Genomic DNA, 23,678 nt, shown 5'->3' with positions numbered 1-23,678 from the left:
TGGTGAATCATCAAAAAAACCGAATGCTAAATGCGTTCGGTTTTTTGTTGGATTTATTCAATTATTTTGGTAAATTGGGATTGATAAATGATGATAAGGGCGCATAATAAAAATGACCAATAACTAAAACGACGAGACCGCCATGAGTGACAATCAAAATAACAATACCACCCCTTTATCCAAGACCCAAGAAGCGCGTTATGCCATCACAGGCATGACATGCCAAGTGTGCGCCAATCGCCTAGAGAAGGTCTTAAATAAAAACCCATCGGTAGATCTTGCGCAGGTGAATTTTGCAACCGAAACCCTAAACATCCGATATCATGATGCTGACGCTCAGGACATCCAAGCCTGGATCAAAAAAACAGGCTTCGAGGGGCAGCTGATCGATGATGCACCAAAACTAAGACAAGCACCAAGCATGCCTTGGCGATTGATTGTATTATGGGTGTTGTCATTGCCATTTTGGGTGGGGATGGTCGGTATGATGGTCGGTAGTCATGCGCTAATGCCACCTGTGTGGATGCAGTTTGTGCTTGCTAGCGTGGTTCAGTTTTGTTTTGGTTGGGCATTTTATAAGGGTGCATGGGCATCTATTCTTGGCGGTCTTGCTAACATGGATGTACTTGTGGCATTGGGCACGAGCGCGATCTGGGCTTACTCAACCTATATGTGGCTCACTTCGGATCATGGTGGGCACGGGCTTGTGTACTTTGAAGCGTCGGTGATGGTAATAGCTTTCGTAAGTCTTGGTAAATATCTTGAGGCGCGCACAAAGCAGCAAAGCCTAAACAGCTTATCGATGCTGATGGATCTGGTACCTGATACGGTTCAGCGTAAAGCAGGCGATGGCTGGAGCGCGGTTAGCGTCAAAGACATCAAAGTTGGTGATGTTCTGCTGGCTCGTGTGGGCGATCGCATCGGCGTGGACGGTGTGGTCACCATGGGGGCGGGCTTTACTGATGAGGCGCATCTAACAGGAGAGAGTACTGCACTTGCCAAGACAGCTGGAGATGGGGTTCTAGCTGGCAGTGCCGTGGTTGATGGTGGGTTTGAATATCGTGCGACTGCCACGGGTGGTGAGACTGCACTTGGCGATATGGTGCGTGCACTTGATGAGGCGCAAGGCACAAAAGCAGACATCGCGCGCTTGGCTGATAAAGTTGCCGGTGTCTTTGTACCTGTGGTGGTTGGCATTGCGCTTGTGGTGTTCTTTGGAAATTGGGTGATATTGGGCAGCTTTGATGAGGCGTTAATGAGAGCTGTGTCGGTGCTTGTCATTGCCTGTCCGTGCGCGCTTGGATTAGCGACGCCCGCTGCCATCATGGCAGGTATGGGTACGGCGGCGCGATATGGTGTGCGATTTAAAGATGCGCCCAGCCTTGAGATGGCGGGACGTATTGACACCATGGTATTTGATAAGACAGGCACGCTCACCATGGGTCAGCCAAGTATTCGTGCTACCTATCTGTCTGATGGCATGGATGAGAATGATGCACTTGGCATCACAGCGAGCCTAGAGCAGCACGCATCGCATCCATTGGCGAACGCATTGGTCAAAAGTGCCTTAACCCAAGGGCTTAATCTCACCGATGTTAAAAATCCCACCACCGTTGTCGGTCAAGGTCTGATGGGCGAGGTGGCAGGTGTTGGCATGGTTAAGGTAGGGACGCCGCAATTTGCCGGCTTTGATCACTTTGATGAGACTGTCATCAATCCGGCCAATGCTAAGAACGTACGATACGTCGGTGCTTATGATGATAATATTTGGCAGATTGCCAGTATTGTTGCGGTATCGGTGAATGATGTGCCTGTGGCAGCTTATGCGCTCATGGATGAGATTAAGAAGAACGCCAAAGACACCATCGATCAATTAAAACAAGATGGTATCGACGTGATCATCATGAGTGGCGACCATCAAGGTGTGGTTGATGATGTGGCGGCGCGACTGGGCATTACGTCCGCCTATGGTAAGCTCTCACCACGTGACAAAGCACAAAAAATCAGTAAGCTTAAACAAGAGGGTAAAACTGTCGCCATGGTCGGTGATGGTGTAAATGATGCGCCAGCCATGGCAGAGGCGCAGGTCAGCTTCTCGGTACATGACGCATCCAGCATCGCCAAGCATACTTCATCGGCGGAGCTGGTGGGTGATTCTGTTACGCACGCACGGCATGCTCAGCATATCGCATTGGCGACGTTAAATAACATCAAGCAAAACTTATTTTTTGCATTCGTGTATAACTGCATTGGTATCGTGGCTGCTGCTTTTGGGTTGCTTAATCCGATCATTGCGGCAGCTGCCATGGCACTAAGCTCAATCTCAGTGCTGATGAATGCCTTGCGATTAAAGCGATTGAAAATTTAACAAAGCATAAGAATTCGCCGAAAAATCGGTATGTTCTGCTAGTGTAATTTTTTGGTAGCTTTTGAAAAAAATTATCATTAATATCCTCAGATATTTGATATAATACACAAATTTAGTTTGATGAATTTTGAGTATCATGTCAATAACACCCTCAAAAACCGTGCCGTCGCGCCGTTCGCTTAATCAACAAGCGGGCGCGACGGCACAGATTTTAGCGCTATTTCTTGCAGCGATTATTTTTACGTCGCTCGTTGTGGCGTTTATTGGTTATCAAGTTGGTCATCGCCAAGGCGTCTATGCTGCCAAAGATCTAAAGTCCGATCAGGTGGCCTCGGCAGATGTGAGTACCTTGGCGGCTGAGAATACCAAGCTCAAAGAAGATGTGGATGCACTAACCAAAGAGCGCGACATCAGCATGGGCAATCTTGAAAGACTGACCGAAGAACAAAAAGCATTAGAAACAAAAAATCTACAACTCGCCCAAGTTAATGATCTATTAAAATCATCGGTGGCGGAGCAAGGCGGTGTTGCCCTAAAGGTAATCGGTTCGGAGATCGTTTCTTTGCCTGAAAACACTTTTGAATATCGCTTTGATGTGGCGATGATCGATGTGTCGGGCAGATCGGTACGCATGGTGCCAAGATTGACTCTATTAAACGCGACAAGCATGGTTGAGATCCCGCTTGAGCCATCTAGCTATGACATTAATGGCGTGGCGAATATTCGTGGTCGCTTTGTGATGCCTGAAGGCTTCTCTCCTCGTCAGATGAAGCTGGAGCTGGTCGCAGGCGATCAAAAAATCCAGCAGCTATACGATTGGCAGGTGGGTAAGACCATCAGTGATGCACCAGCTTCCTTGTCAGAGGTGGATGGTGCGGATAATCGACCCATCAGCAGTAATTAATCACCAAAAGCTGGGCGCGCGCTCGGCTTTTTTATTGTTATGATGAGCCAGTTAAGATATGAATATCATGAATCAGAATAAGTTGTCTATCTATAATACTAAGGAACATGAGGCAGAATCAGACGTCGCGCTTGAGACAGTGTCGGAATCTGTTCGTGCGCCCATGTATGCGGTTGTCATGCATAATGATAATTACACGACGATGGATTTTGTGGTGTATGTGCTCGTTGAGATCTTCGATCATGGTATTGATCGGGCGGTTGAGCTCATGTATCAGATCCATGAATCAGGGCGGGCGGTGGTGGCGATACTACCATTTGAGATTGGTGAGATGAAAATCCTACAGGTGAATGAATTGGCAGAGCAAATGGAATATCCGCTTTTGACCACGCTTGAAAAACAATGACATGGATAACATTATTAAGATAATGATTAAATAAACGGGGTGGAGATGTTTAGTCCAGATTTTGAAATAGTACGTAAACGCATAGAAACTTTTACCAAAAAAAATCGCCATGAATTTATCACGGTCGAGCATCTGCTCTTAGGATTGATTAATGATCAGGCTGTCAAAGACATGTTGGATGATTTTGGGGTGGATGTCGGTGAATTAAGTGATGCCCTAAAAATATACCTGTCGGATTATGTACCAAAAACCGCCGACGATAATGCACGTGTCAAGCCCACTAAGAGCTGCGAGCGCGTCTTGCAGCGTGCGATATGGCATCATCAATCTGGCGGCGTTGAGCGACCGATTGATTGCATGGATGTACTGGTTGGGATATTCAGCGAAAAAGACTCTCAGGCATTGTATCTACTGCAGGCGCGTGAAGTGAGTAAATTGCGCGTCCTTCGCTACATATCACACAATAAAAAAGACGAAGTTGAATCCTCTCAGACACCAAGTGAGAATAAAGAGTCTGCCAAATCCAAAAATCCGCTTGAAGAATTCGCCACCAATCTAAACGAGCGAGCCAAAAAAGGTCGCATCGACCCACTCATCGGGCGTGATGCTGAGATTGAGCGTACGGCTCAAGTTCTGTGCCGCCGCCGTAAAAATAACCCTTTGTTGGTCGGTGAAGCCGGCGTAGGTAAGACGGCGATTGCAGAAGGTTTGGCTTGGTTGATTGTCAACGGTAGAGCGCCAAAACCTTTGGCTGACACGGTGATTTATAGCCTTGAAGTGGGTTCTTTGGTTGCCGGTACTAAGTTTCGCGGCGACTTTGAGAATCGCATGAAGGCACTATTAGAAGCTTTAAAAGAACAACCAAATGCCGTATTGTTCATTGATGAAATTCATACGATGATCGGCGCAGGTTCTACCATGAACAGCTCAATGGACATGTCTAATCTGATTAAGCCAGCACTGTCTAATGGCGAGCTTCGTTGTATTGGCTCGACGACTTTTAATGAATATCGTCAGATCTTTGAAAAAGACCATGCTTTGTCACGCCGATTCCAAAAAATCGACGTGGTTGAGCCGAGCGTGACTGATACAGTGGGCATTCTTAAAGGACTAAAAGAGCGTTATGAGAAACACCATCATGTGCAGTACACAGATGAAGCGCTAGAGGCTGCGGCAGCATTGTCAGCGCGCTACATTCAAGACAAATTATTGCCCGATAAGGCGATCGACGTAATGGATGAGGCTGGTGCACGAACGAGGCTAGTTCAAGCCGCCAAAGACGATGAAGCTGCGACCGTGATTGATGTGCCAGCGATCGAAGAGGTGGTGGCGAAGATTGCACGCATTCCGCCTAAGTCAGTCTCAAAAGACGATAAAGACACCCTAAAAAACCTTGAGCGCAATCTAAAACACGTCATCTTTGGGCAGGATGAGGCCATTGAGGCATTGTCTGATGCGATTAAGCTTGCTCGCGCGGGTCTAAAGCCTACCGATAAGCCCATTGGTGCGTTCATGTTCGCAGGCCCGACAGGGGTGGGTAAGACTGAAGTATGTAAGCAGCTTGCCTTTGCGCTGGGTGTGGAGTTCGTGCGTTTTGACATGAGTGAATACATGGAGGCGCATACCGCATCGCGTTTGATCGGTTCTCCGCCGGGTTATGTGGGCTTTGACCAAGGTGGGCTCTTGACCGAAAAGATCCATAAACACCCACATTCTGTACTGCTACTAGATGAGATTGAAAAGGCGCATCCTGATGTCTTTAACCTATTATTGCAAGTCATGGATCATGGCACGCTGACTGATAATAACGGACGCTCGGTGTCGTTCAGGCAGGTTATCTTAATCATGACGACGAACGTGGGCGCAGAGAGCATCAGTCGCGCATCCATGGGCTTTACCCACCAAGATCATTCGGCGGACAACGCTGACGCACTTAAACGCACGTTCACGCCGGAATTTCGTAACCGCCTAGATGCGATTGTAAATTTTGCACCGCTTGATGAGAGTGTCATCACATCGGTTGTTGATAAATTCATCATCGAGCTACAGGCTCAGCTTGATGATAAGAATGTCGTGATTGAGATCGATGACGAGGCCAGAGCATATCTTGCCAAAAAAGGTTATGACAAGCTCATGGGTGCGCGCCCAATGGGCAGGCTGATCCAAAATGAAATCAAAAAAGTCCTCGCTGAGATGATTCTCTTTGGGGAGTTGGTTGATGGTGGTGTGGTGCAGATTTCTGTTGATAAATCCATGAATACCAAAGAATCTCAGACAAATAACAATCAACAAAACTTAGCAAAATTAAGCTTTAATGTGATACAATCCACATTGCAAAATTCGCCTGCTTAAATGCGATGATTTAAGCCTTGTGGCGGCTTGTTATGAGCATAATTTGAACCGATGAAGGATTTTTTATGGCACAGATTTTAGACGGTAAAGCATTGGCAAGTTCTATCGAAAATGAACTGTCAGCACGCGTGGCAACATTAAAAGAGAAAACTGGACGCACGCCAATTCTTGCGACCATTTTGGTGGGTGATGACCCTGCATCTGCCACTTATGTGCGCATGAAAGGCAATGCTTGTAAGCGTATCGGCATGGACAGCATTCGCGTTGAGATGCCTGAGACCACCACGACCGATGAATTATTGGCAAAGATCGATGAACTTAATGCTAACCCTGACGTGCACGGCATCCTACTGCAGCACCCTGTGCCTGCTCAGATCGATGAGCGTGCTTGCTTTGATCGCATTAGTCTATTAAAAGACGTGGATGGCGTTACGTGCCTAGGTTATGGTCGTATGGCGATGGGTGAGAGTGCTTATGGTTCTTGCACGCCACAAGGCATCATGCACCTGCTGAATCACTACAATGTCGAATTGTCTGGCAAACATGCTGTGGTGGTGGGTCGTAGCGCCATCTTGGGTAAGCCAATGGCGGCGATGCTGCTAAATGCTAACTGTACTGTGACCATCTGCCATTCACGCACTCAGAACCTAAGCGAGCACATCCGTCAAGCGGACATCGTGGTGGGTGCTGTGGGTGTTCCTGAGCTGATCAAAAAAGACTGGATCAAGCAAGGTGCAATCGTGGTTGATGCAGGCTTCCACCCAACGCCAGAAGGTGGATGCGGTGACATCGAGCTAAAAGGCATCGAGAACGTGGCTTCAGCGTACACGCCAGTTCCAGGTGGTGTGGGTCCGATGACGATCAATACACTGATCCGCCAGACAGTAGAAGCCGCTGAGCTAGAAGCTGGCATCTAATCTGTATCGCTTAAATGATAAAACCACTCTTCGGAGTGGTTTTATTTTTGGCGAGGAATTACTAAATCCCTATGTGTGTATTTTTGGCAGCTGTGATAATTTTAGACGATCAAATCCAACACCGCTTTTGAGCCAACAAAACCAATAGCAAGTAGAATAAAGCCATAGATGGTAAAGTTCGCTGCACGTTTACCGCGCCAGCCTTGGCGATAATGACCAACGATAAACACACCAAATACCGTCCATGACAGCACGCTAAAGAATAGCTTGTGCGCGATGTGCTGTGCCATGATGTCATAAGTGGCAACCACACCAAGCCCAAGCGCCACACTTAAAATCACAAAACCCATCAAAATCATGTCAAACAACAAGCCTTCCATGCTCTGTAGGCTTGGCAGTTTACTTACCCAAAAGCGGTGGATGGTCTTGTGTTTGAGCTCGCGAATCTGTAGACGCAAGATGATCGCTTGTACAGCAGCCATCAGCAGAGCGCAGTAAGCGGCGAATGAGAGTAAGATGTGTGCCTGAAGCAGGGGGTTAAGGTCGGTTAGCGGCTCGTAAGCGGCGCGCCCAAAGTAGCCCGCGCTAAGCCCTATCAAAGCAGCTGGCGCAGCAAGGACACCAAGGCTTAATATAGGGCGATATAGACTAAATAGTACAAAAAACACCAAAAAGAACAAACTGATTAGGCTAATCGTGTTAAAGATGTTAAAATTAAGCCCATACAGCGTGACGATTTTTGGACATAGCAAAAATGCGTGCATTACTGCGCCGATGATGAGTGCGGTGATGATTGGAAGTTTGTTGATGGGTTGTTGCTTGATGAGTTTTTGATACAAGATCAGGCCGGTGGCGGCATAAATCAAAGCGGTCAACAGATAAATAATTAACACAACAACCCCTAATTAGGATAAAAACGCCCAAAATTGCGCATTTTTCCCCGTACTTTTAATTTAAATTGGCATAATTGCATAATTTATCATAAAATAGGGGGGATTTGTAGCAGTCTTGCTGTTTGATTTTAAATTTAACTGTGGAAAAATTATGTTTGATACCTTAACCGAACGACTCTCTGGCAGCCTTCGTAATATTGCAGGCACAGGTCAGCTGACCGAAGATAACATTAAGGATACATTGCGTGAAGTGCGCATGGCACTGCTTGAGGCGGATGTTGCCTTGCCTGTGGCGCGTGAATTTGTTGCGAAGGTTAAAGAGCAGGCGCTAGGACAAGAAGTTCTAAAAGAGCTTGCGCCAGGTCAGGCATTCGTTAAGATTGTCTATGATGAGCTGACTGAGATGATGGGTTCGGCGAATCAGTCTTTGGAGATGACTGGCAAGCCGCCAGTGGTATATCTGTTGGCAGGTCTACAGGGCGCAGGTAAGACAACGACCGCAGGTAAGCTTGCCAAATTCCTACAAGAAAAACAAAAGAAAAAAGTCATGCTTGTATCAGCCGACGTATATCGTCCAGCAGCGATTCGTCAGCTTGAGCAGGTGGCAGGTCAGGTTAATGCAAGCTTTGTACCATCTAGTACAGACGAGAACCCAATCGACATCGCTCGCCGCGCCATCGAACAAGCCAAATTGCAGTATCAAGACATTCTGATCATTGACACCGCAGGTCGCCTTGCGATCGACGAGGAGATGATGAATGAGATTAAGGAGCTTACTGCAGCGGTGAACCCAACCGAGACGCTGTTTGTGGTGGACTCGATGACAGGTCAAGATGCTGCCAATACTGCTAAGGCATTTAACGACGCCTTGCCGCTGACAGGTGTCATCCTGACTAAGACAGATGGTGATGCTCGCGGCGGCGCTGCCTTGTCTGTGCGCGCCATCACCGGTAAGCCAATCAAATTCCTAGGTCGTGGCGAGAAGCTGGAGGCCTTGGAGCTGTTTCATCCTGAGCGTATCGCACAGCGAATCCTTGGCATGGGTGATGTGTTGTCATTGGTCGAAGAGGTTGAGAATAAAATCGACCGCGAGCAAGCCGAACGCATGGCGAAAAAGCTCCAAAAGGGCGGTGAGTTTGATTTGGAAGATTTGTTAAATCAATTCCAGCAAATGAAAAACCTTGGCGGTATGGCAGGATTCCTTGATAAGATGCCTGGCATGGGTGGCGCCGACCTCCAAAAAGCGATGGAAGAAGCCAAGCCTGAAGAGAAAGTCAAGGAGATGGAAGCGCTGATCCACTCAATGACCCCATTTGAGCGCCAGAACCCTGACAAAATTACCCCGAGCCGTAAACGTCGTATCGCCGCAGGTTCCGGTAAGCAAATCCAAGATGTCAATCGCCTGCTAAAACAACACAAGCAAATGGCGAAAATGATGAAGATGATCAGCCGTCCTGATGGCATCGGCAAGATGATGAAAGCTGTTCAAGGGCTAACCAAGGGCATGAGTGGTGGTGGGCCATTATTCGGTGGTGGTAATGCTGGTCAAAATCCAGCAGGCATGAATGTTGAAGACATGAAAAAATCCATGGCAGACCTAGGGCTAGATCCTAACAATATGCCAAGCATGGAAGACATGCAAAAGCAGATGAAAGCGATGGAAGGGCAACTTCCTAATTTCAAAAAGCGTTTTTAATCATCTATTTCGCCATAAAACACCCAACAATGGGCTTGGGTGTTTTGTTTTTATTGTATAAACCAAGATCTCCTAACCATGCTAATCGCCTTTGACACCATTTTTGAGCAATGCTCTATCGCCATTTTGCAAAACGACACCATCATCTACACCCAGACCGTGGCAGGTGGGCGTGGGCAAACGGAGATTATCTTGCCCATGCTGGATAAGGCATTGCATACGGCAGGTGTGGACATAAAAGACGTACAGGCGTGGGCGTTTAACCGTGGGCCGGGGGCATTTAGTGGCATTCGAATCAATACCGCCCTAGTCCAAGCCCTATCTGTCGCCAATGACGCACCGTGTATCGGCATATCCAGCCTACACGCCCTGGCATTTATGGCGTGTGAACAGACAAGTGTGGCGGACGGTACAAGGATAACTGGCGTGATAGACGCTCGCCAAAACCAAGTCTATGCAGGGGATTTTGTGGTACAAAACACCTTGCCCATTGCCCAAAGCGAATATTTGTTGGATTATGATAAGCGTGTAGAGACCGACATCATCGTGGGTGACGGGGTGGATTTGGTGGCAACAACTGCCAAAAAATTACGCCTAAATCCGACTGCTTGCCACATTGCACACCTTGCCTATCCCTTATTTTTAAAGGGTGAGACGGTAACGGCAGAAAATGCCTTACCTGTGTATCTAAGAAATAACGCTTGGAAAACATTGACAGAACAAGGCAAGAAATAATCAAGCAATTTTAAAATGAAATATAGGACAATTTATTCGCCTAATTATTCAATACCAAGCAATATTTAACCCCCAACCCATACCGCCAATAAATGTTGGTGAATTTAAATAAAAGAGTAATATTTTGGACATTTTATTATTTATCAAAGCCGTTATCATGGGTATTGTCGAAGGTATTACCGAGTTTTTGCCGATTTCTAGTACAGGTTATATGATTTTGTCGGCAGACATCATGAATTTTTGGGACAAGGACAAGCGAGATTTGTTCATTGTTTTTGTTCAGCTTGGGGCGATTTTGGCGGTCATTTATGACTATTGGGGCAGGCTGTGGACGGCGTTTATGGGGCTACTGACAGGCAAGGCGGACGGCATGACCAACCCTCGTGGGCTGGGTATATCGCTCATCATTGCCACTATTGCTGTCATGGTTGTCGGCTTTACCCTAAAAGACTTTATCACAGGCACGCTCTTTCACCCGCTTGTTGTGGCGACCATGCTTATCATTGGGGCGTTACTTATCATCTATGTCGAAAAGCACCCACGCCCCATTAAGGCACAAGAAGCCGAACATATTGACATCAAGACCGCTCTTAAAATCGGACTTTGCCAATGCCTTGCCTTAATCCCTGGTACAAGTCGCTCTGGCTCCACCATCATCGGGGCGTTGTGGTTTGGAGCGTCTCGCAAGGCGGCGACCGAATTTTCATTCTTTTTGGGCATCCCTGTCATTGTCGGGGCAGGACTTTTGGAGCTTATTGAGAAAAAAGACGTGCTACAAACAGGGGAAGATTGGGCGATTTTGGGCGTGGGAACGGCAGTGTCTTTTGTTATTGCTCTATTGTGCATTCGTTTGCTTGTGGCGTGGGTATCAAAACGGGATTTTATGATTTTTGCCTATTTGCGGATTATCACAGGCGTGATTGTGTTATTGGCGTATTTTATGTTTGGTTATCAAATTCAAGGGTAAATTTAGGCTAAGTATTAAACGGTATTTGTAGGGGTGAATCATATTCGTCCTATTATCTAAATTGCAACTCAAAAGGCAATATTTTGACTATTAACATCATCGGCACCGAACAAGACAAATTGTTATTTGATACATTAGACGTTATCAATAAAACTCACAATTTGTCTTTGAATTTATCTTTTTATGCTTTATCAAAACTAAGTGATAAATTTATCTCATCGTTTGCCAATGATAATGCTGATACACCCCTAATCGCTATTACAAAAAATACGCCAACTTTAATTAAAATTGACAACAACGCCATTATAAAATCATCATTAAATTGGCAAGCCCTAACCAAACGTATCGTAACCGCAGGGCGAAAGTCCGAGCTGATATTACAAGCAAGCAAATTAACGCCTGACATGAGCGTGATAGATGGTACGGCAGGCTTTGGGCAGGACGGATTGATATTGGCAAGCACAGGGGCGAGTGTGGCGATGATAGAGCAAAATCCTATCGTGGCAATGCTATTATTATTTGAACATCAAATGATGAACACCAATCCAAATTGGCAAAAATTATTAAGCCGAATTACGATTTATCATGGCAATTTTTTGAATGCTGATTTTCTGGCGACATTGCCAAAAGTGGATATGATTTATCTTGACCCCATGTTTCCTTCCGATAGCTATTCGGCAAAGGTGGGTAAAACCATGCAAGTATTACATGATTTGGCAAATCCGCCAAGCGATGATGATCAAAAACTATTTTTGGATAGTGCCAATACTCAATTAAAAGATAATGGCAAAATCATAGTCAAACGCCCCTTATCCGCCCCCCATTTGGCAAATAAAACACCCGTGCAAAGCGTGGCAAATGATGCCATTCGGTTTGATAGATATGAATTAAATAAATGAGTGAGAAAATCTATGCAGTATGAATATCTGGTGCTAATCATTGTACTGATCATGACGTGGCAGAATTTTTCGCTAAGACGTAAAATTAAACAGTTGTGGCAAGCGATGGATAAGAGCAAATATATAACGCGCTATCTTGAGATCGTGGCTCAGACGCGCGACCAAGCTGCGGCTGTCAAGCAGCTGCGCCGTGAATTTAGCGAGCTAAACCTGCTACAAGCGGTCGAAGTGAGTCAAATCGCACACAATCAGCCAATCAAAACCAAGAACCAAAAGCATGACTTTTAAAGACAAACTCATCGCTTGGCTTCAGTTGACCCGCTTTGATAAGCCTGTGGGCACAGAGTTGCTTCTTTACCCGACGCTGTGGGCGCTGTTCTTGGCGAATGCAGGCCTGCAAAGATTGCCAAGTATCGCTCATTTGGTGACTTTTATGCTTGGGGCGATATTCATGCGCGCGGCAGGCTGCGCGATCAATGATTTTGCTGATCGCAAGGTAGATGGTCAGGTTAAGCGTACCAAAGATCGACCTTTGGCGGATGGAAGGTTGTCTGCTAAGACGGCCGTGGCGACCTTTGTGGGTTTGGCTTTATTGTCGGCCTGTCTGCTTGTATTTTTGCCGTTGCAGGTATTTTATTGGTCGTTTGGGGCGGTAGCACTTGCTTTTATTTATCCATTCATGAAGCGTTATACGCATCTGCCCCAAGTTGTATTGGCAGCGGCGTTTGGCTGGGCGGTGCCGATGGCTTATGCGGCCACGTTGGGGTATGTGGATGGATGGGGCTGGCTGGTATTCGCTGCCTACATGTGCTGGACGGTGGCCTATGACACGCAGTATGCCATGTGCGACAGAGATGATGACCTAAAAATCGGGGTTAAATCAACAGCAATCTTGTTTGGTCGCTATGATGTGACAATCACCATGTTGCTGCATTTGGCATTTGCGCTATTGATGAGCTTGGTCTTGCGGCATTATTTTGATAATTGGACGGGGTGGCTGTTGGTTGCGCCATTGTTTGTAATGTTCTCTTATCAATATCTATTAATTAGAAATCGTGAGCGCATGGCGTGCTTTCGTGCCTTCCGCCACAACGCATGGGTGGGGCGCTATGTTTTTGCGTTGGTGTTGATTTTGTGTATTTTTTATTTTGGTGGTTAATTCCTTCAAAGTTATAGGTATTTCTTTGTTATTATTTATAAATAACTTGTTGTATTTTTATGGATTTTTGGGGAAAGTGGGCTCATATCATTAGGAAAATTCATAACTTACGATCAAAATATGATATGATACATCCTTAAAATAACCGCGCTGTAAATGGTGCTAGATGATGTGAATGGACTGGTAATTTGCCAAGAGGATTTGGCTTGGTATTTATTATTTATTATGACGGATAAGATGAAGACTGATTTTATTGCTGATGCGGTGCAATCCATTCGCACAGAACAGAGTGCGCTTGATTTATTGATTGATGAACTTGATGAGCGATTCATCTTGGCTTGCCAGACGATTTTGAATTGCAATGGGCGTGTGGTGGTTACAGGCATGGGTAAGTCTGGCCATATTGGACGCAAGATGGCAGCGACATTTGCATCGACTGGCACGCCGTCTTTTTTTGTGCATCCTGGTGAGGCGGGGCATGGTGATTTAGGCATGCTCGTCAAAGGCGATGTATTGATTGCCATCTCTAATTCAGGCGAGTCTGATGAAATTCGCACATTAATCCCTGTGGTTAAGCAGCTTAACGTTCCGCTCATCAGCATCAGCCGTGATAAGCGCGGGTTTTTGCCGAAGTCTGCTGACATTGCACTGACGCTGGGTAAGTCTGAGGAAGCCTGCCCACTTGGTTTGGCACCGACATCCAGTACGACAGCAACCCTTGCACTGGGGGATGCGCTCGCGGTGGCATTGCTGCATGCGCGTGGATTTACCAGTAGTGATTTTGCCTTGTCGCACCCGGCAGGTGCATTGGGTCGCAAGCTATTGACCCGTGTTCAAGACCTGATGCACGACCAGAATCTACCTATCATCAATCAAGACGCAAGCCTGCATGATACGCTGCTTGTCATGACCAGTGGTCGCCTAGGACTTGCGGTAATCATTGATGATGTAGAAGATGTGGTTGGCGTTTTTACCGATGGTGACTTGCGGCGTAGACTTGCTGAGCACACGGATCTGTCAGTAAAAATTAGCGACATCATGACGCGTACACCAAAACATACCACCAAAGAGACACGCGCCGCTGATGCATTATCCATCATGAATGAGTGCAGTATCGGGCAATTGTTGGTCTTGGATGGTGGTAAATTACAAGGCGTTCTGTCCATTCATGACGTGGTACAAGCAGGCGTTAGCTAAAAATCGGAAGAAGACATGACACAAGAAATTATCTCCCAAAAAGCTGCCAAGATCCGAATGTTGGCGATGGATGTCGATGGCATCTTATCAGATGGGCAGATCATTTATAGCTCGAATCACGTGGAGACGAAAGCGTTCTATGCACAAGATGGTGTGGGATTACAAGCACTCAAAGAAGCGGGCATTATCCTTGCCATCATCACGGGTCGCAGATCTCCCATGGTGGATCGTCGCGCACAAGAGCTTGGAATCCATCATGTTATTCAAGGTCGCGATGATAAATTTACCGCGTTATCAAAGCTTGCAGCCGATCTGAATTTGTCTTTGGATGAATGCGCGTATATGGGCGATGATTTGCCAGACCTAAAGGCGATACGCGAAGCAGGGCTTGGCATGAGTGTACCAAATGGAGCACCCATCGTTCAGCAGACGGCGGACTATGTAACCACGAAGGCTGGTGGGCATGGCGCAGTGCGTGAAGTGTGTGAGCTTATTTTGCAGGTTCAAGGTAATTACGATGCCTTTATCCAAAAATTTTTGTAGTCTGGTGTGATAGGCATTATTAAATGAATGTACGAATTTTAAGTGTACTTGGCGTAATCGTAATCATGGTTGCCGCTTGGTTTTTTTACCAAGAAGAGCCAAAGATTGAACCTACCGTACCCGCCAAGCCTGACGTATCTTATGAAGTCACCGAGATCAAAGCCGTTCAGACGAATGAAGAGACGGGCAAGACTGAGTACACGTTGACTGCCGACTCGCTGGTACAAAATGCCAGTGGCGAAGATGAGATGTTGGTCGCGGTGATGAATTGGCAGCCACCTGCAGGCGAGAAGTACATCATCGAAGCTAAAAGAGCTGTTCTTGAGCAGTCAACAGGCGATATGGCGCTTTCTAATGGGTTTACTTTAACGCGTGAAGCGGTGGATAATAAACCCAAACTTGTCATCACAGGTAATAAACTATCGGGTAATACCAAGTCGCGCATGCTCTCAAGCGATGAGCCGCTGACTATTGTCCATGGTGAAGATCGCTTTAAAGCTCAGGGTTTTAGTGCAAACCTACAAACAGGCGAATACGAATTTAGTAAGATTGAAGTGCTTTACAATTCTGCGCCTAGACAGGACAAATCGTTGTTTTAATTTATATTTTTAAAATTTGAGAATACTATGTCAACTTTTAATGATCTAAAAACTGCTTTGGCAATCGGCATATTTGGACTGCCTTTGGTTATCAGTAGCGCCAATGCGTTGCCATCAGACGCCAATCAACCAATTCGCCTACTGGCCGACCGTGCCACTTATGTGGAGCGTACTGGCGTTACGACTTATTCGGGCAATGTCACCATTGAGCAGGGCAGCCTTAAGATCGCTGCTGATAACATCACGCTGAACTTAAGTAACGATCGTAAGATCAGCTCGGCGACTGCTACCGGCAGACCTGCTACCTTCCAGCAAGTCATCACCAAAGAAAAAGGTGTTGCTAAGGGTCAAGCCAACCGCATTGATTATAATACAGTCACTGGCATCGTAACCCTAACCGGCAATGCAAAGCTTACCCAAGCAGGTTCTAGTTTTGCAGGCAATACCATCCGTTACAGCCTAAAAGCTGGGGATGTTGAAGCGAATGCCGGCGGTGGTCAACGTGTGGAGCTTGTTTTCCCACCAAGTGGCGGCAGCTCTCAGCAGGGTTTGCGCTGATGGTTGAATAGGGCGTTTTGCCCTATTTTGATTTTTGGGTATGGGGCATCTTTGTGATTGATGATGCTTTGAATGTCAAAACTTATAAGGAAAAACATGTCAAATACGACATTGAGCATGCGTCATTTGGGCAAGCGCTATGGTCAGCGCTGGGTTGTTAAAGACGTGTCATTTGAAGTGGAGCAAGGTCAAGTTGTTGGCATCTTGGGGCCAAATGGTGCCGGCAAAACAACCAGTTTTTATATGGTGGTCGGGCTTGTGCCGATGGATCGTGGTCAGGTAACGCTTGGCGAATTGGATTTGTCCAAAAAAAGCATGCATGAACGCGCCGCTCAAGGTATTGGTTACCTGCCCCAAGAAGCATCGATTTTTCGTAAATTGACAATCGAGCAGAATATTCTGGCTGTGCTACAAATGCGCAAAGACCTGAACAAGGACCAGCAGTTGCAAGAGCTTGAGAAGTTAATGGCCGAGTTTAGCTTGGAGCACGTGCGCCAATCTCTTGGAATGAGCGTCTCTGGCGGTGAGCGTCGTCGTTGCGAGATAGCACGTGCTTTGGCAAGCAACCCTAAGTTTATTTTGCTTGATGAGCCATTTGCAGGTGTTGACCCGATCTCTGTTAGTGATATTAAAGACGTCATCAGTACCCTAAGAATGCGCGGCATTGGCGTGTTAATCACCGATCACAATGTGCGTGAGACCTTGTCCATCTGTGAAAAAGCCTACATCGTCTCAGAAGGTGCCATCATCGCAGAAGGCGCGCCCAATGACATCTTGGCGAATGAATTGGTGCAAAAAGTATACCTTGGTAAAGATTTCTCAGTTTAATCAAACTTCAAGATTATAAATAAATGGCAAAAAAATCAACATCTTATGTCTGTCAATCCTGTGGTGCTCATTATGGCAAATGGTCAGGACAGTGTGCCGACTGCGGTGAATGGAATTCGCTGGTAGAAGCACCTGATGTCAGTATGCCACATCATAAAGCCACCAAAAAGACCATCGCATCCACGCCCAAAACCTCTAATTATGCAGGTGCGTTGTCGGGTGTCATGAGCCTTGATGAGGTGGGTGTTACTGTAGAGACTCGAATGCCGACAGGGATAGGGGAATTTGATCGAGTGCTTGGCGGGGGCTTGGTGGCAGGATCGGTTGTGCTGATTGGTGGCGATCCAGGCATTGGTAAATCTACAATCCTATTACAGACTGCCACCAATATGGCGGCAAGTGATTCTCTGGCGGGATCGGCGCTATACATCACGGGTGAGGAGAGTTTATCTCAGGTTGCCATGCGTGCCAAGCGATTAGGACTGCCGACAGATCGCTTAAGAGTGCTTGCTGAGACCAATGTTGATACCATTTGTTTGGCTTTATCCACCGAGCAGCCAGCCGTGGCAATCATTGATTCTATCCAGACATTATTTACCGATGCCATACAGTCGGCGCCTGGTGGCGTGGCTCAGATTCGTGAATCTGCAGCGATATTGACACGCTATGCCAAGCAGACGGGAACGGCGCTATTTTTGGTAGGTCATGTTACCAAGGAGGGTGCATTAGCAGGTCCGCGTGTGCTTGAACATATGGTTGATACGGTACTTTATTTTGAGGGGGAATCTGACAGTCGTTTTCGAATGATTCGCGCGGTAAAGAATCGCTTCGGTGCGGTGAATGAACTTGGTATCTTCGGTATGACAGATACAGGACTAAAAGAAGTCGCCAATCCTTCGGCGATATTCTTAAGTCGTTACGAACGACCGATTGCAGGCTCGGTGGTCATGATAAGCCGAGAAGGAACTCGCCCGCTACTTGTTGAAGTTCAGGCACTGGTCGATGATTCGCACGCTCAGCCTAGGCGTATGGCGTTGGGTCTTGACCATCAAAGGTTATCCATGCTCCTTGCGGTCATGCATAGACATGGTGGCATTCACACAAGCGGACAAGATGTGTATGTAAACGTCGTGGGTGGCGTGAAGGTCATGGAGACAGGTTCTGACTTGGCAGTACTATTAGCCTGCGCATCTAGCTTAAGAGAAAAGGCGCTGCCACCACGCTTGGCGGTTTTCGGAGAGGTGGGGCTATCAGGTGAGATTCGCCCTGTACCTAATGGGCAGGAGAGATTAAAAGAAGCGATGAAGCACGGATTCACACACGCCATCGTGCCTAAGGCCAATGCACCCAAATCTGACAGTTCGCAATTTAAAGGCATTCAGGTGATTGCTGTAGATCGATTGGATGATGCCATTGATCGAGCATTTGAGTTGATTTAGGTAGTATGGCCTTTACATGGTGAAAAGACGCAAATAAAAAACAGCCCTAGGAGCTGTTGTTTTATTAGATGAAATATTAAGGTCCATCAACGCGCTCAATGATGACATTGCCTGTGCCACGTTGCGTGATGCCGATGGCTTGTGCTGCACCATAAGACAGATCAAGCACGCGATTACCATTAAAAGGGCCGCGATCATTGACTTTTACGATGACAGACTTGCCATTGTCTTTATTAGTGACTCGAATATAGCAGTTAAGAGGCAATGAACGATGAGCTGCGGTCATGGCGTTCATGTTAAAAGTCTCGCCACTAGCAGTTTTTTTGCCGTGAAACTGACGACCATACCAAGATGCCAAACCAGTTTGTTTGAATTTATTGACTGTGTTAGAAGCCACAGCGGTTAATTTTTCCAGTACGGGCTCATCTTGTTTAACTGATGAGCCAGATTGAGTAATCAATGGGCTGTTAAAGGTCAAAGAAGAGGGCTGGCGAGCAGATTTGACCAAGCTTGATGCGCCATTATGCTGACGAGTCAATTCACCGAGCACTTGATCGATGTTGACAGCGCCTGTTTTGCTGTCGGCAGCAGTGGCAGATACACTAATGGCTGCGCCAAGTGCGATGCTGGTGCCTAGCAAATAGGTGCTAATGTTTTTCATAACTACCTCTTCTTTGGTGTTTGGTGAAGTTCCATCGGGCGATTTCACCGAGGTCTATTAGATAGACATTTGTTATTAAACCATCTTAACAACATGGAGATGAACGCAGCAAAATTCAAGTCGCTGTGATTTTAAACTGTATGACAAACTGCATTCAATAATTTGATGTCTGATCAAAATGCCTTGCACTTTAACTAAACGATTTTGGTCATAAAATGTATAAATTTCATTGTCAAAATCAATTGATAAACTGATAAAACAATGCGGATTTATGGATTTTTTATATGGTAACACCATTTAGATAAATTACAAGCATATTAAAACCATTAAAATCATATACTTAAATAAAAATATCATTTATAAAGTCCGTGTTTGCAAGGTTTTTTGATTCAAAAATTGGTTATGTTACCTTGTTATTGATTAAAATTACTGTCTAATAGATTTAGATATTTTAAGTATTTAATTATGATATTTTTATTAATAATAATTAAGACAAACTTAATAATTTTAATGATACGATTTTATTTGTATCGGATAATGCGATAGTGGTTTGTGGATTGGTGGAAAAATTGCTAAAATTGCAAATGTAGCATGAGATTTTTTCGGATTAATGTTAAGATATTTTATAATAATCAATAGCTTTGGTGCTAATTATGATTGGCCAGGTTGATAAGATGATGACAATGAATAAAAAATTACAAGTAACAGCGGTGATTATGATGGGGGTGTTTGGCTTGTCATCGTGCGCCCAAAAAACTGCACCCGCCAAAAAACCACAACCAACCAAAGTGTTATCAAAACCTAAACAGTCCACCAAGCAACCCGTGAATACCGTCAATACAGTGGCTAAACCGCCTCAGATCAACATCATACATCATCACGGCGATCATGATGGGCATGCTCATGACATTATCAGGAATGTCGGAACGAAGGCAGATTTTGAGATGTGGCTACGCAGTCATCCCCATCAAAAATCTCATGTTGAAGAATATACGCAATTTCTTAAGAATCATATCGGTAAAAATCTGCCGCCGATGCACCAGCTACTGACGACGGCGCGTTCATGGCAGGAGTGTGGTTATGAGCCTTATGAAGTACCGCCGCGTGAGCTGTGGGCGCAGATGCTGCCAACGATTAAGCTGTATGACGAACTTCGCGCTAAAGGCATCTTACCTGCCAATACCCACATCCGTTCAGTATATCGCAATCCTGACTTAAACCGTTGTGCTGGCGGTGCGCCCAGCAGTAAGCACATGACGAATGGCGCGATGGATATTTGGGTGCCTACTTATGATGCAGACAGTCATGAATTATATCAACTGCAGAATCGTCTGTGCGAGTACTGGGTGTTTTATGGTGAATCGCATAATTTTGGTTTGGGATTATATGGCACAGGCGCCATTCATCTAGATACGCAAGGCTATCGAAAATGGGGTTCGCAATTCTCCGAGTCTCATTCTATGTGCCGCTATACACCGCCTAAGCCTAGTGAGTTCACATGGCAATAACCAAATCATCCTTTGATGCATTGATACAACAGCGACATATCTTAAACCTTATCGGTATTCGCCAATGGGGGCAATTAAGCACGCCTGCCGCTCAGGTGGCAAGCTTAGCTGATAGGTTTATGAAGGATGCTAAGCGTTTCGATTCTAAGAGTGATGACATACGTCAGGATCAAGATGAGCCTAACCCGCCATTAACCACGCCTGAAAATTCTTTGGTGGTAGATGATAATACGCAGATTACATCGGTCGTCCAAGAACCAAATAAGTCAATCAATAACACACAACAATCTAAAAATCCTGCCCAAAGTACACTTTTAAATATAGATGAGGTGAGTACCGCCCAATCCGCTGATTTATCATCGACTGCTATTTCATATGTACTAGAAGGTGTTCGTGTTGGTGAGTGGGTGCTCTTGGTGGATATGACTCTGATGGGTGATAAAGAGAAGCTGGTATGGGCATCGCTAAAGACGGCATTGTCAAAATGGGCGGCAGAACGCAAAGCCTTCCTCTCGGTGGAGAGTATTCGTTATCCTATGAACGATGATCTGGAAAATTCGCCAGCGCTGGCCCAAAAGTGCCTTGATGGTTTTATTCTGCGATTACGAATGATGGGCGACATCACCAAATTCGATCAGGTAAAATTAGCCTTCCTAAGCGAGCTAAGTGATGGGGTGGATTATTTTGGTGAAGTGCAAACATTACCACAACTTTTGGTGATGCATGAAGACAGTAATGCTAAGAAGCAGCTGTGGCAGTCGGTAACGGCCTAACCATCTTGAATCAAGGATGCGACCGACTTGGTTTCTGTACTGTCAATTGTATTGTTATTTTAATGATATAAAGGCATGTGATAATTTTAATTATTGATTGGTTGATTTCCAACTTTCACTGAGAATAACCAATTAATTTAGGGCGTTTACCTTTATTTAGGTAATAAAAAAACTCTTGAATATTCAAGAGCTTAAAGATGGTGCCCGGGGCCGGACTCGAACCGGCACGCTATTGCTAGCGAGGGATTTTAAATCCCTTGTGTCTACCAATTTCACCACCCGGGCGGGTTGTTAATAATAACAATCAAAAAATGGAGGCTGAGGTCGGAATCGAACCGGCGTACACGGAGTTGCAGTCCGCTGCATGACCACTCTGCCACCCAGCCATTATGTGCTTAATCGCATCGATTAAGTGGACGCTATGATAGCAAATTTTTACAAAAAAGCAAGCGATTTTTTATAAAAATTTGCATTTTTTATATTTTTTGTCAAATGATAGAGTGTGTGACGATAATTATGCATAAAAAATAGACGCTTGTTCACAATTTTTGGTAAAAATCAATCTATTTTTTTGGATGTGAAGTAAATAAAAAGCTCATAAAATCAAGAATTTTAAAGTATAATAGTAAAATTTATTTAGTTTTATGGGTTTATCAAAACTGTTGGTTTGTTTTGAAATTGTCAAAACCAAAAAACTCAATAAAAACATTAGGTTGAATAAGAGTGTTTATCGATACTTTTATTCTGCGTGGTTTTAGGGTTTTGCTTTCTTGGGTGCTTGCTTGATGATTGGTTTTGCAACCGTCTAAAAAATCAAATCCGTAAAACCCCATTTTCATTATCTGATAAAGCCAAAATAAGGTGCTTATGAAATTAAATTTACGTGCAGCGACCATTGCTGCAGTATTTGCAGGCATGACACTGCTGGCTGCTTGTAATAAATCAGCCCAAGATGAGCAAGCGGCAGCGGCAGCACAGCAACAAATGCCGCCAACAGTCGTGGATGTTCAGACGGTAACGCTTAGCGCGATCCCTGTAGTGAAGTCTTTCTCAGGTCGCGTGACAGCAGTTGAGACATCTGAGGTTCGCCCGCAGGTGACGGGGATCGTTGATGAAGTGTTGTTCCGCGAAGGTGGGTTTGTACGTGCAGGTCAGCCTTTGTACCGCATTAACACGGATAACTATACCAGTGCGATTAATGCAGGTCGTGCAGCGCTCGCCAATGCTGAGGCTTCTGCGCAAAATGCACGTGCAGCCCAAGCCCAAGCTCAAGCCAACCTAACCGCGCAGCAAGCAACTTTAGCCCAGGCGCGTGCTGATCTAGCCAGATTACAAGGCTTAGTTGAAGTTGATGCGGTATCAAGACAGTTTTATGATCAGGCGGTGACTGCTGTGCGTACGGCTGAGGCGAATGTCGAAGCTGCCAGAGCCACGGTCGCACAAGCCAAAGCGAGTGTCGGTAGTGCAGATTCTGCGATCAACAGCGCCAAAGCCAGCTTAGGCGCAAGCGAGCTAGACCTAAGCCGTACCATCGTACGCGCACCCATTAGCGGTAAAGTAGGTATCTCGGCAGTAACGAATGGTGCATTGGTGTCAGCCAATCAATCAAATGCTCTGGTAACCATCACGCGCACCGATTATGTCTATGTAGACATCAGCCAATCATCCGCAGAGATGCTACGCTTACGTCAGCAGATCGCCGAAGGTAAAGCGAGCCAAGGCGATCCAGAAGTGCAAATCGTCCTAGAAGACGGTGGCACATACCCAATCATCGGACGTCTGGCTCTGTCTGATGCGAGTGTCGATGAAGCCACTGGCGCGATTAAGCTAAGAGCGGTATTCCCGAACCCTGATGGCGTCCTCATCCCTGGCATGTATGTTAATGCCAATCTTGCGCAGTCTATTATGAACAACGCTGTTCTGCTGCCACAGACTGCCATCACACGCACACCTAAAGGCGAAACCCAAGTTTATGTCGTAAATAAAGACAAGAAAATCGAAGTTCGTCCAGTTGAAACTTCAGGTACCTTTAACGGTCAATGGGTAGTCAGCAGTGGATTACAAAATGGCGACCAAGTTGTCGTGATGGGCGGTGCTAAAGTTAAGCCTGACCAAGCAGTAGAAGTGCGTACATTGCCACCAACGGGCGCAGTAGGCAATCAAGCGCAAAACGCTCAAGCGCCACAGCAGGCGGGTCAAAACAGCGTGGTAGCGCCAAAAGATGAGTCAAGCGAACAGTCGCAAGCTGCTCAAGATACGCCTAAAGCACAGTAGGA

General features: G+C 45.9%; 21 protein-coding genes, 2 tRNA genes and 1 pseudogene. 20 read left to right on the top strand and 4 right to left on the bottom strand.

Going from position 1 to position 23,678, the window contains the following annotated elements; all coding sequences use genetic code 11:
• Positions 1 to 142: 142 nt before the first annotated feature.
• From MBO_RS02540 to folD, 5 genes and pseudogenes are all read left to right on the top strand, one after another.
• Positions 143 to 2,368: a heavy metal translocating P-type ATPase gene (locus MBO_RS02540; RefSeq protein ID WP_036362936.1), complete on the top strand. Its 2,226-nt coding sequence runs from the start codon at positions 143 to 145 to the stop codon at positions 2,366 to 2,368.
• Positions 2,369 to 2,504: 136 nt separating this feature from the next.
• The gene (locus MBO_RS02535) at positions 2,505 to 3,272 is read left to right on the top strand and encodes a hypothetical protein (RefSeq protein WP_036362933.1); all 768 of its coding nucleotides are present in this window, start codon (positions 2,505 to 2,507) and stop codon (positions 3,270 to 3,272) included.
• Positions 3,273 to 3,339: 67 nt separating this feature from the next.
• On the top strand, positions 3,340 to 3,678 hold the full coding sequence (locus MBO_RS02530; protein WP_046698237.1) for an ATP-dependent Clp protease adaptor ClpS: 339 nt from the start codon (positions 3,340 to 3,342) through the stop codon (positions 3,676 to 3,678).
• 45 nt (positions 3,679 to 3,723) lie between these two features.
• Positions 3,724 to 5,928, top strand: a pseudogene (clpA, locus tag MBO_RS02525) (ATP-dependent Clp protease ATP-binding subunit ClpA); the annotation flags it as partial.
• Between the two features lie 167 nt (positions 5,929 to 6,095).
• Positions 6,096 to 6,947: a bifunctional methylenetetrahydrofolate dehydrogenase/methenyltetrahydrofolate cyclohydrolase FolD gene (gene folD / locus MBO_RS02520; RefSeq protein ID WP_036362927.1), complete on the top strand. Its 852-nt coding sequence runs from the start codon at positions 6,096 to 6,098 to the stop codon at positions 6,945 to 6,947.
• A 101-nt stretch (positions 6,948 to 7,048) separates the two neighbouring features.
• On the opposite strand, the gene MBO_RS02515 is transcribed toward folD, so the two are convergent.
• Entirely contained in the window at positions 7,049 to 7,840 is a 792-nt protein-coding gene (locus MBO_RS02515; RefSeq protein ID WP_036362924.1) for a cytochrome C assembly family protein, read from the bottom strand.
• A gap of 151 nt (positions 7,841 to 7,991) precedes the next feature.
• Between MBO_RS02515 and ffh the strand changes: the two genes are divergently transcribed.
• From ffh to radA, 12 genes are all read left to right on the top strand, one after another.
• Entirely contained in the window at positions 7,992 to 9,536 is a 1,545-nt protein-coding gene (gene ffh, locus MBO_RS02510) for a signal recognition particle protein (protein WP_036362921.1), read from the top strand.
• Between the two features lie 78 nt (positions 9,537 to 9,614).
• Positions 9,615 to 10,271: a tRNA (adenosine(37)-N6)-threonylcarbamoyltransferase complex dimerization subunit type 1 TsaB gene (tsaB, locus tag MBO_RS02505; RefSeq protein WP_036362918.1), complete on the top strand. Its 657-nt coding sequence runs from the start codon at positions 9,615 to 9,617 to the stop codon at positions 10,269 to 10,271.
• Positions 10,272 to 10,395: 124 nt separating this feature from the next.
• On the top strand, positions 10,396 to 11,238 hold the full coding sequence (locus tag MBO_RS02500) for an undecaprenyl-diphosphate phosphatase (RefSeq protein WP_036362915.1): 843 nt from the start codon (positions 10,396 to 10,398) through the stop codon (positions 11,236 to 11,238).
• Between the two features lie 83 nt (positions 11,239 to 11,321).
• The gene (locus tag MBO_RS02495) at positions 11,322 to 12,137 is read left to right on the top strand and encodes a class I SAM-dependent methyltransferase (protein ID WP_036362912.1); all 816 of its coding nucleotides are present in this window, start codon (positions 11,322 to 11,324) and stop codon (positions 12,135 to 12,137) included.
• 12 nt (positions 12,138 to 12,149) lie between these two features.
• The gene (locus MBO_RS02490; protein ID WP_036362909.1) at positions 12,150 to 12,425 is read left to right on the top strand and encodes a hypothetical protein; all 276 of its coding nucleotides are present in this window, start codon (positions 12,150 to 12,152) and stop codon (positions 12,423 to 12,425) included.
• Positions 12,415 to 13,296: a 4-hydroxybenzoate octaprenyltransferase gene (gene ubiA, locus MBO_RS02485; RefSeq protein ID WP_036362906.1), complete on the top strand. Its 882-nt coding sequence runs from the start codon at positions 12,415 to 12,417 to the stop codon at positions 13,294 to 13,296. Before MBO_RS02490 ends, ubiA begins: the two co-directional genes overlap by 11 nt.
• Before the next feature lie 225 nt (positions 13,297 to 13,521).
• Positions 13,522 to 14,493: a KpsF/GutQ family sugar-phosphate isomerase gene (locus tag MBO_RS02480; RefSeq protein WP_036363252.1), complete on the top strand. Its 972-nt coding sequence runs from the start codon at positions 13,522 to 13,524 to the stop codon at positions 14,491 to 14,493.
• A 15-nt stretch (positions 14,494 to 14,508) separates the two neighbouring features.
• Positions 14,509 to 15,036, top strand: a complete 528-nt coding sequence (locus MBO_RS02475; RefSeq protein ID WP_036362903.1) for a KdsC family phosphatase — start codon at positions 14,509 to 14,511, stop codon at positions 15,034 to 15,036.
• Positions 15,037 to 15,059: 23 nt separating this feature from the next.
• Entirely contained in the window at positions 15,060 to 15,635 is a 576-nt protein-coding gene (lptC, locus tag MBO_RS02470) for an LPS export ABC transporter periplasmic protein LptC (RefSeq protein WP_036362900.1), read from the top strand.
• Between the two features lie 27 nt (positions 15,636 to 15,662).
• Positions 15,663 to 16,193, top strand: a complete 531-nt coding sequence (gene lptA, locus MBO_RS02465; RefSeq protein WP_052585249.1) for a lipopolysaccharide transport periplasmic protein LptA — start codon at positions 15,663 to 15,665, stop codon at positions 16,191 to 16,193.
• A 96-nt stretch (positions 16,194 to 16,289) separates the two neighbouring features.
• The gene (gene lptB, locus MBO_RS02460; protein WP_036362898.1) at positions 16,290 to 17,021 is read left to right on the top strand and encodes an LPS export ABC transporter ATP-binding protein; all 732 of its coding nucleotides are present in this window, start codon (positions 16,290 to 16,292) and stop codon (positions 17,019 to 17,021) included.
• Between the two features lie 23 nt (positions 17,022 to 17,044).
• A complete protein-coding gene (gene radA, locus MBO_RS02455; RefSeq protein WP_036362895.1) occupies positions 17,045 to 18,460 on the top strand; it encodes a DNA repair protein RadA in 1,416 nt (471 codons plus the stop codon).
• Positions 18,461 to 18,536: 76 nt separating this feature from the next.
• Here the strand turns inward: radA and MBO_RS02450 are convergent, their stop codons facing one another.
• On the bottom strand, positions 18,537 to 19,121 hold the full coding sequence (locus tag MBO_RS02450; protein ID WP_036362892.1) for a septal ring lytic transglycosylase RlpA family protein: 585 nt from the start codon (positions 19,119 to 19,121) through the stop codon (positions 18,537 to 18,539).
• A 653-nt stretch (positions 19,122 to 19,774) separates the two neighbouring features.
• Between MBO_RS02450 and MBO_RS02445 the strand changes: the two genes are divergently transcribed.
• Both MBO_RS02445 and MBO_RS02440 read left to right on the top strand, forming a co-directional pair.
• Positions 19,775 to 20,629, top strand: a complete 855-nt coding sequence (locus tag MBO_RS02445) for a D-Ala-D-Ala carboxypeptidase family metallohydrolase (protein WP_052585248.1) — start codon at positions 19,775 to 19,777, stop codon at positions 20,627 to 20,629.
• Complete coding sequence (locus MBO_RS02440) at positions 20,620 to 21,402, top strand: hypothetical protein (RefSeq protein ID WP_036362889.1); 783 nt, start codon at positions 20,620 to 20,622, stop codon at positions 21,400 to 21,402. Before MBO_RS02445 ends, MBO_RS02440 begins: the two co-directional genes overlap by 10 nt.
• Before the next feature lie 198 nt (positions 21,403 to 21,600).
• Here MBO_RS02440 and MBO_RS02435 read toward each other — a convergent pair.
• Both MBO_RS02435 and MBO_RS02430 read right to left on the bottom strand, forming a co-directional pair.
• Positions 21,601 to 21,687: transfer RNA gene (locus tag MBO_RS02435), tRNA-Leu, on the bottom strand.
• A 27-nt stretch (positions 21,688 to 21,714) separates the two neighbouring features.
• Positions 21,715 to 21,788: transfer RNA gene (locus tag MBO_RS02430), tRNA-Cys, on the bottom strand.
• A gap of 481 nt (positions 21,789 to 22,269) precedes the next feature.
• Here MBO_RS02430 and MBO_RS02425 point away from each other — a divergent pair.
• Positions 22,270 to 23,676 carry an efflux RND transporter periplasmic adaptor subunit gene (locus MBO_RS02425; RefSeq protein ID WP_036362884.1) on the top strand — a complete coding sequence of 469 codons (1,407 nt, stop codon included), beginning with the start codon at positions 22,270 to 22,272 and terminating at the stop codon, positions 23,674 to 23,676.
• Positions 23,677 to 23,678: the final 2 nt, after the last annotated feature.

This window comes from Moraxella bovoculi 237 (genome assembly GCF_000696305.2).
GTDB classification, from domain to species: domain Bacteria; phylum Pseudomonadota; class Gammaproteobacteria; order Pseudomonadales; family Moraxellaceae; genus Moraxella; species Moraxella bovoculi.
Note: the sequence above shows the minus strand (reverse complement) of the source record. Positions and strands in the feature narration are given on the sequence as shown.

Coding starts and splice junctions, on each gene's coding strand:
- MBO_RS02540 (WP_036362936.1), top strand. CDS start 143: ATGAGTGACAATCAAAATAACAATACCACCCCTTTATCCAAGACCCAA.
- MBO_RS02535 (WP_036362933.1), top strand. CDS start 2,505: ATGTCAATAACACCCTCAAAAACCGTGCCGTCGCGCCGTTCGCTTAAT.
- MBO_RS02530 (WP_046698237.1), top strand. CDS start 3,340: ATGAATCAGAATAAGTTGTCTATCTATAATACTAAGGAACATGAGGCA.
- folD (WP_036362927.1), top strand. CDS start 6,096: ATGGCACAGATTTTAGACGGTAAAGCATTGGCAAGTTCTATCGAAAAT.
- ffh (WP_036362921.1), top strand. CDS start 7,992: ATGTTTGATACCTTAACCGAACGACTCTCTGGCAGCCTTCGTAATATT.
- tsaB (WP_036362918.1), top strand. CDS start 9,615: ATGCTAATCGCCTTTGACACCATTTTTGAGCAATGCTCTATCGCCATT.
- MBO_RS02490 (WP_036362909.1), top strand. CDS start 12,150: ATGCAGTATGAATATCTGGTGCTAATCATTGTACTGATCATGACGTGG.
- ubiA (WP_036362906.1), top strand. CDS start 12,415: ATGACTTTTAAAGACAAACTCATCGCTTGGCTTCAGTTGACCCGCTTT.
- MBO_RS02480 (WP_036363252.1), top strand. CDS start 13,522: ATGACGGATAAGATGAAGACTGATTTTATTGCTGATGCGGTGCAATCC.
- MBO_RS02475 (WP_036362903.1), top strand. CDS start 14,509: ATGACACAAGAAATTATCTCCCAAAAAGCTGCCAAGATCCGAATGTTG.
- lptC (WP_036362900.1), top strand. CDS start 15,060: ATGAATGTACGAATTTTAAGTGTACTTGGCGTAATCGTAATCATGGTT.
- lptA (WP_052585249.1), top strand. CDS start 15,663: ATGTCAACTTTTAATGATCTAAAAACTGCTTTGGCAATCGGCATATTT.
- lptB (WP_036362898.1), top strand. CDS start 16,290: ATGTCAAATACGACATTGAGCATGCGTCATTTGGGCAAGCGCTATGGT.
- radA (WP_036362895.1), top strand. CDS start 17,045: ATGGCAAAAAAATCAACATCTTATGTCTGTCAATCCTGTGGTGCTCAT.
- MBO_RS02450 (WP_036362892.1), bottom strand. CDS start 19,121: ATGAAAAACATTAGCACCTATTTGCTAGGCACCAGCATCGCACTTGGC.
- MBO_RS02445 (WP_052585248.1), top strand. CDS start 19,775: ATGATTGGCCAGGTTGATAAGATGATGACAATGAATAAAAAATTACAA.
- MBO_RS02440 (WP_036362889.1), top strand. CDS start 20,620: ATGGCAATAACCAAATCATCCTTTGATGCATTGATACAACAGCGACAT.
- MBO_RS02425 (WP_036362884.1), top strand. CDS start 22,270: ATGAAATTAAATTTACGTGCAGCGACCATTGCTGCAGTATTTGCAGGC.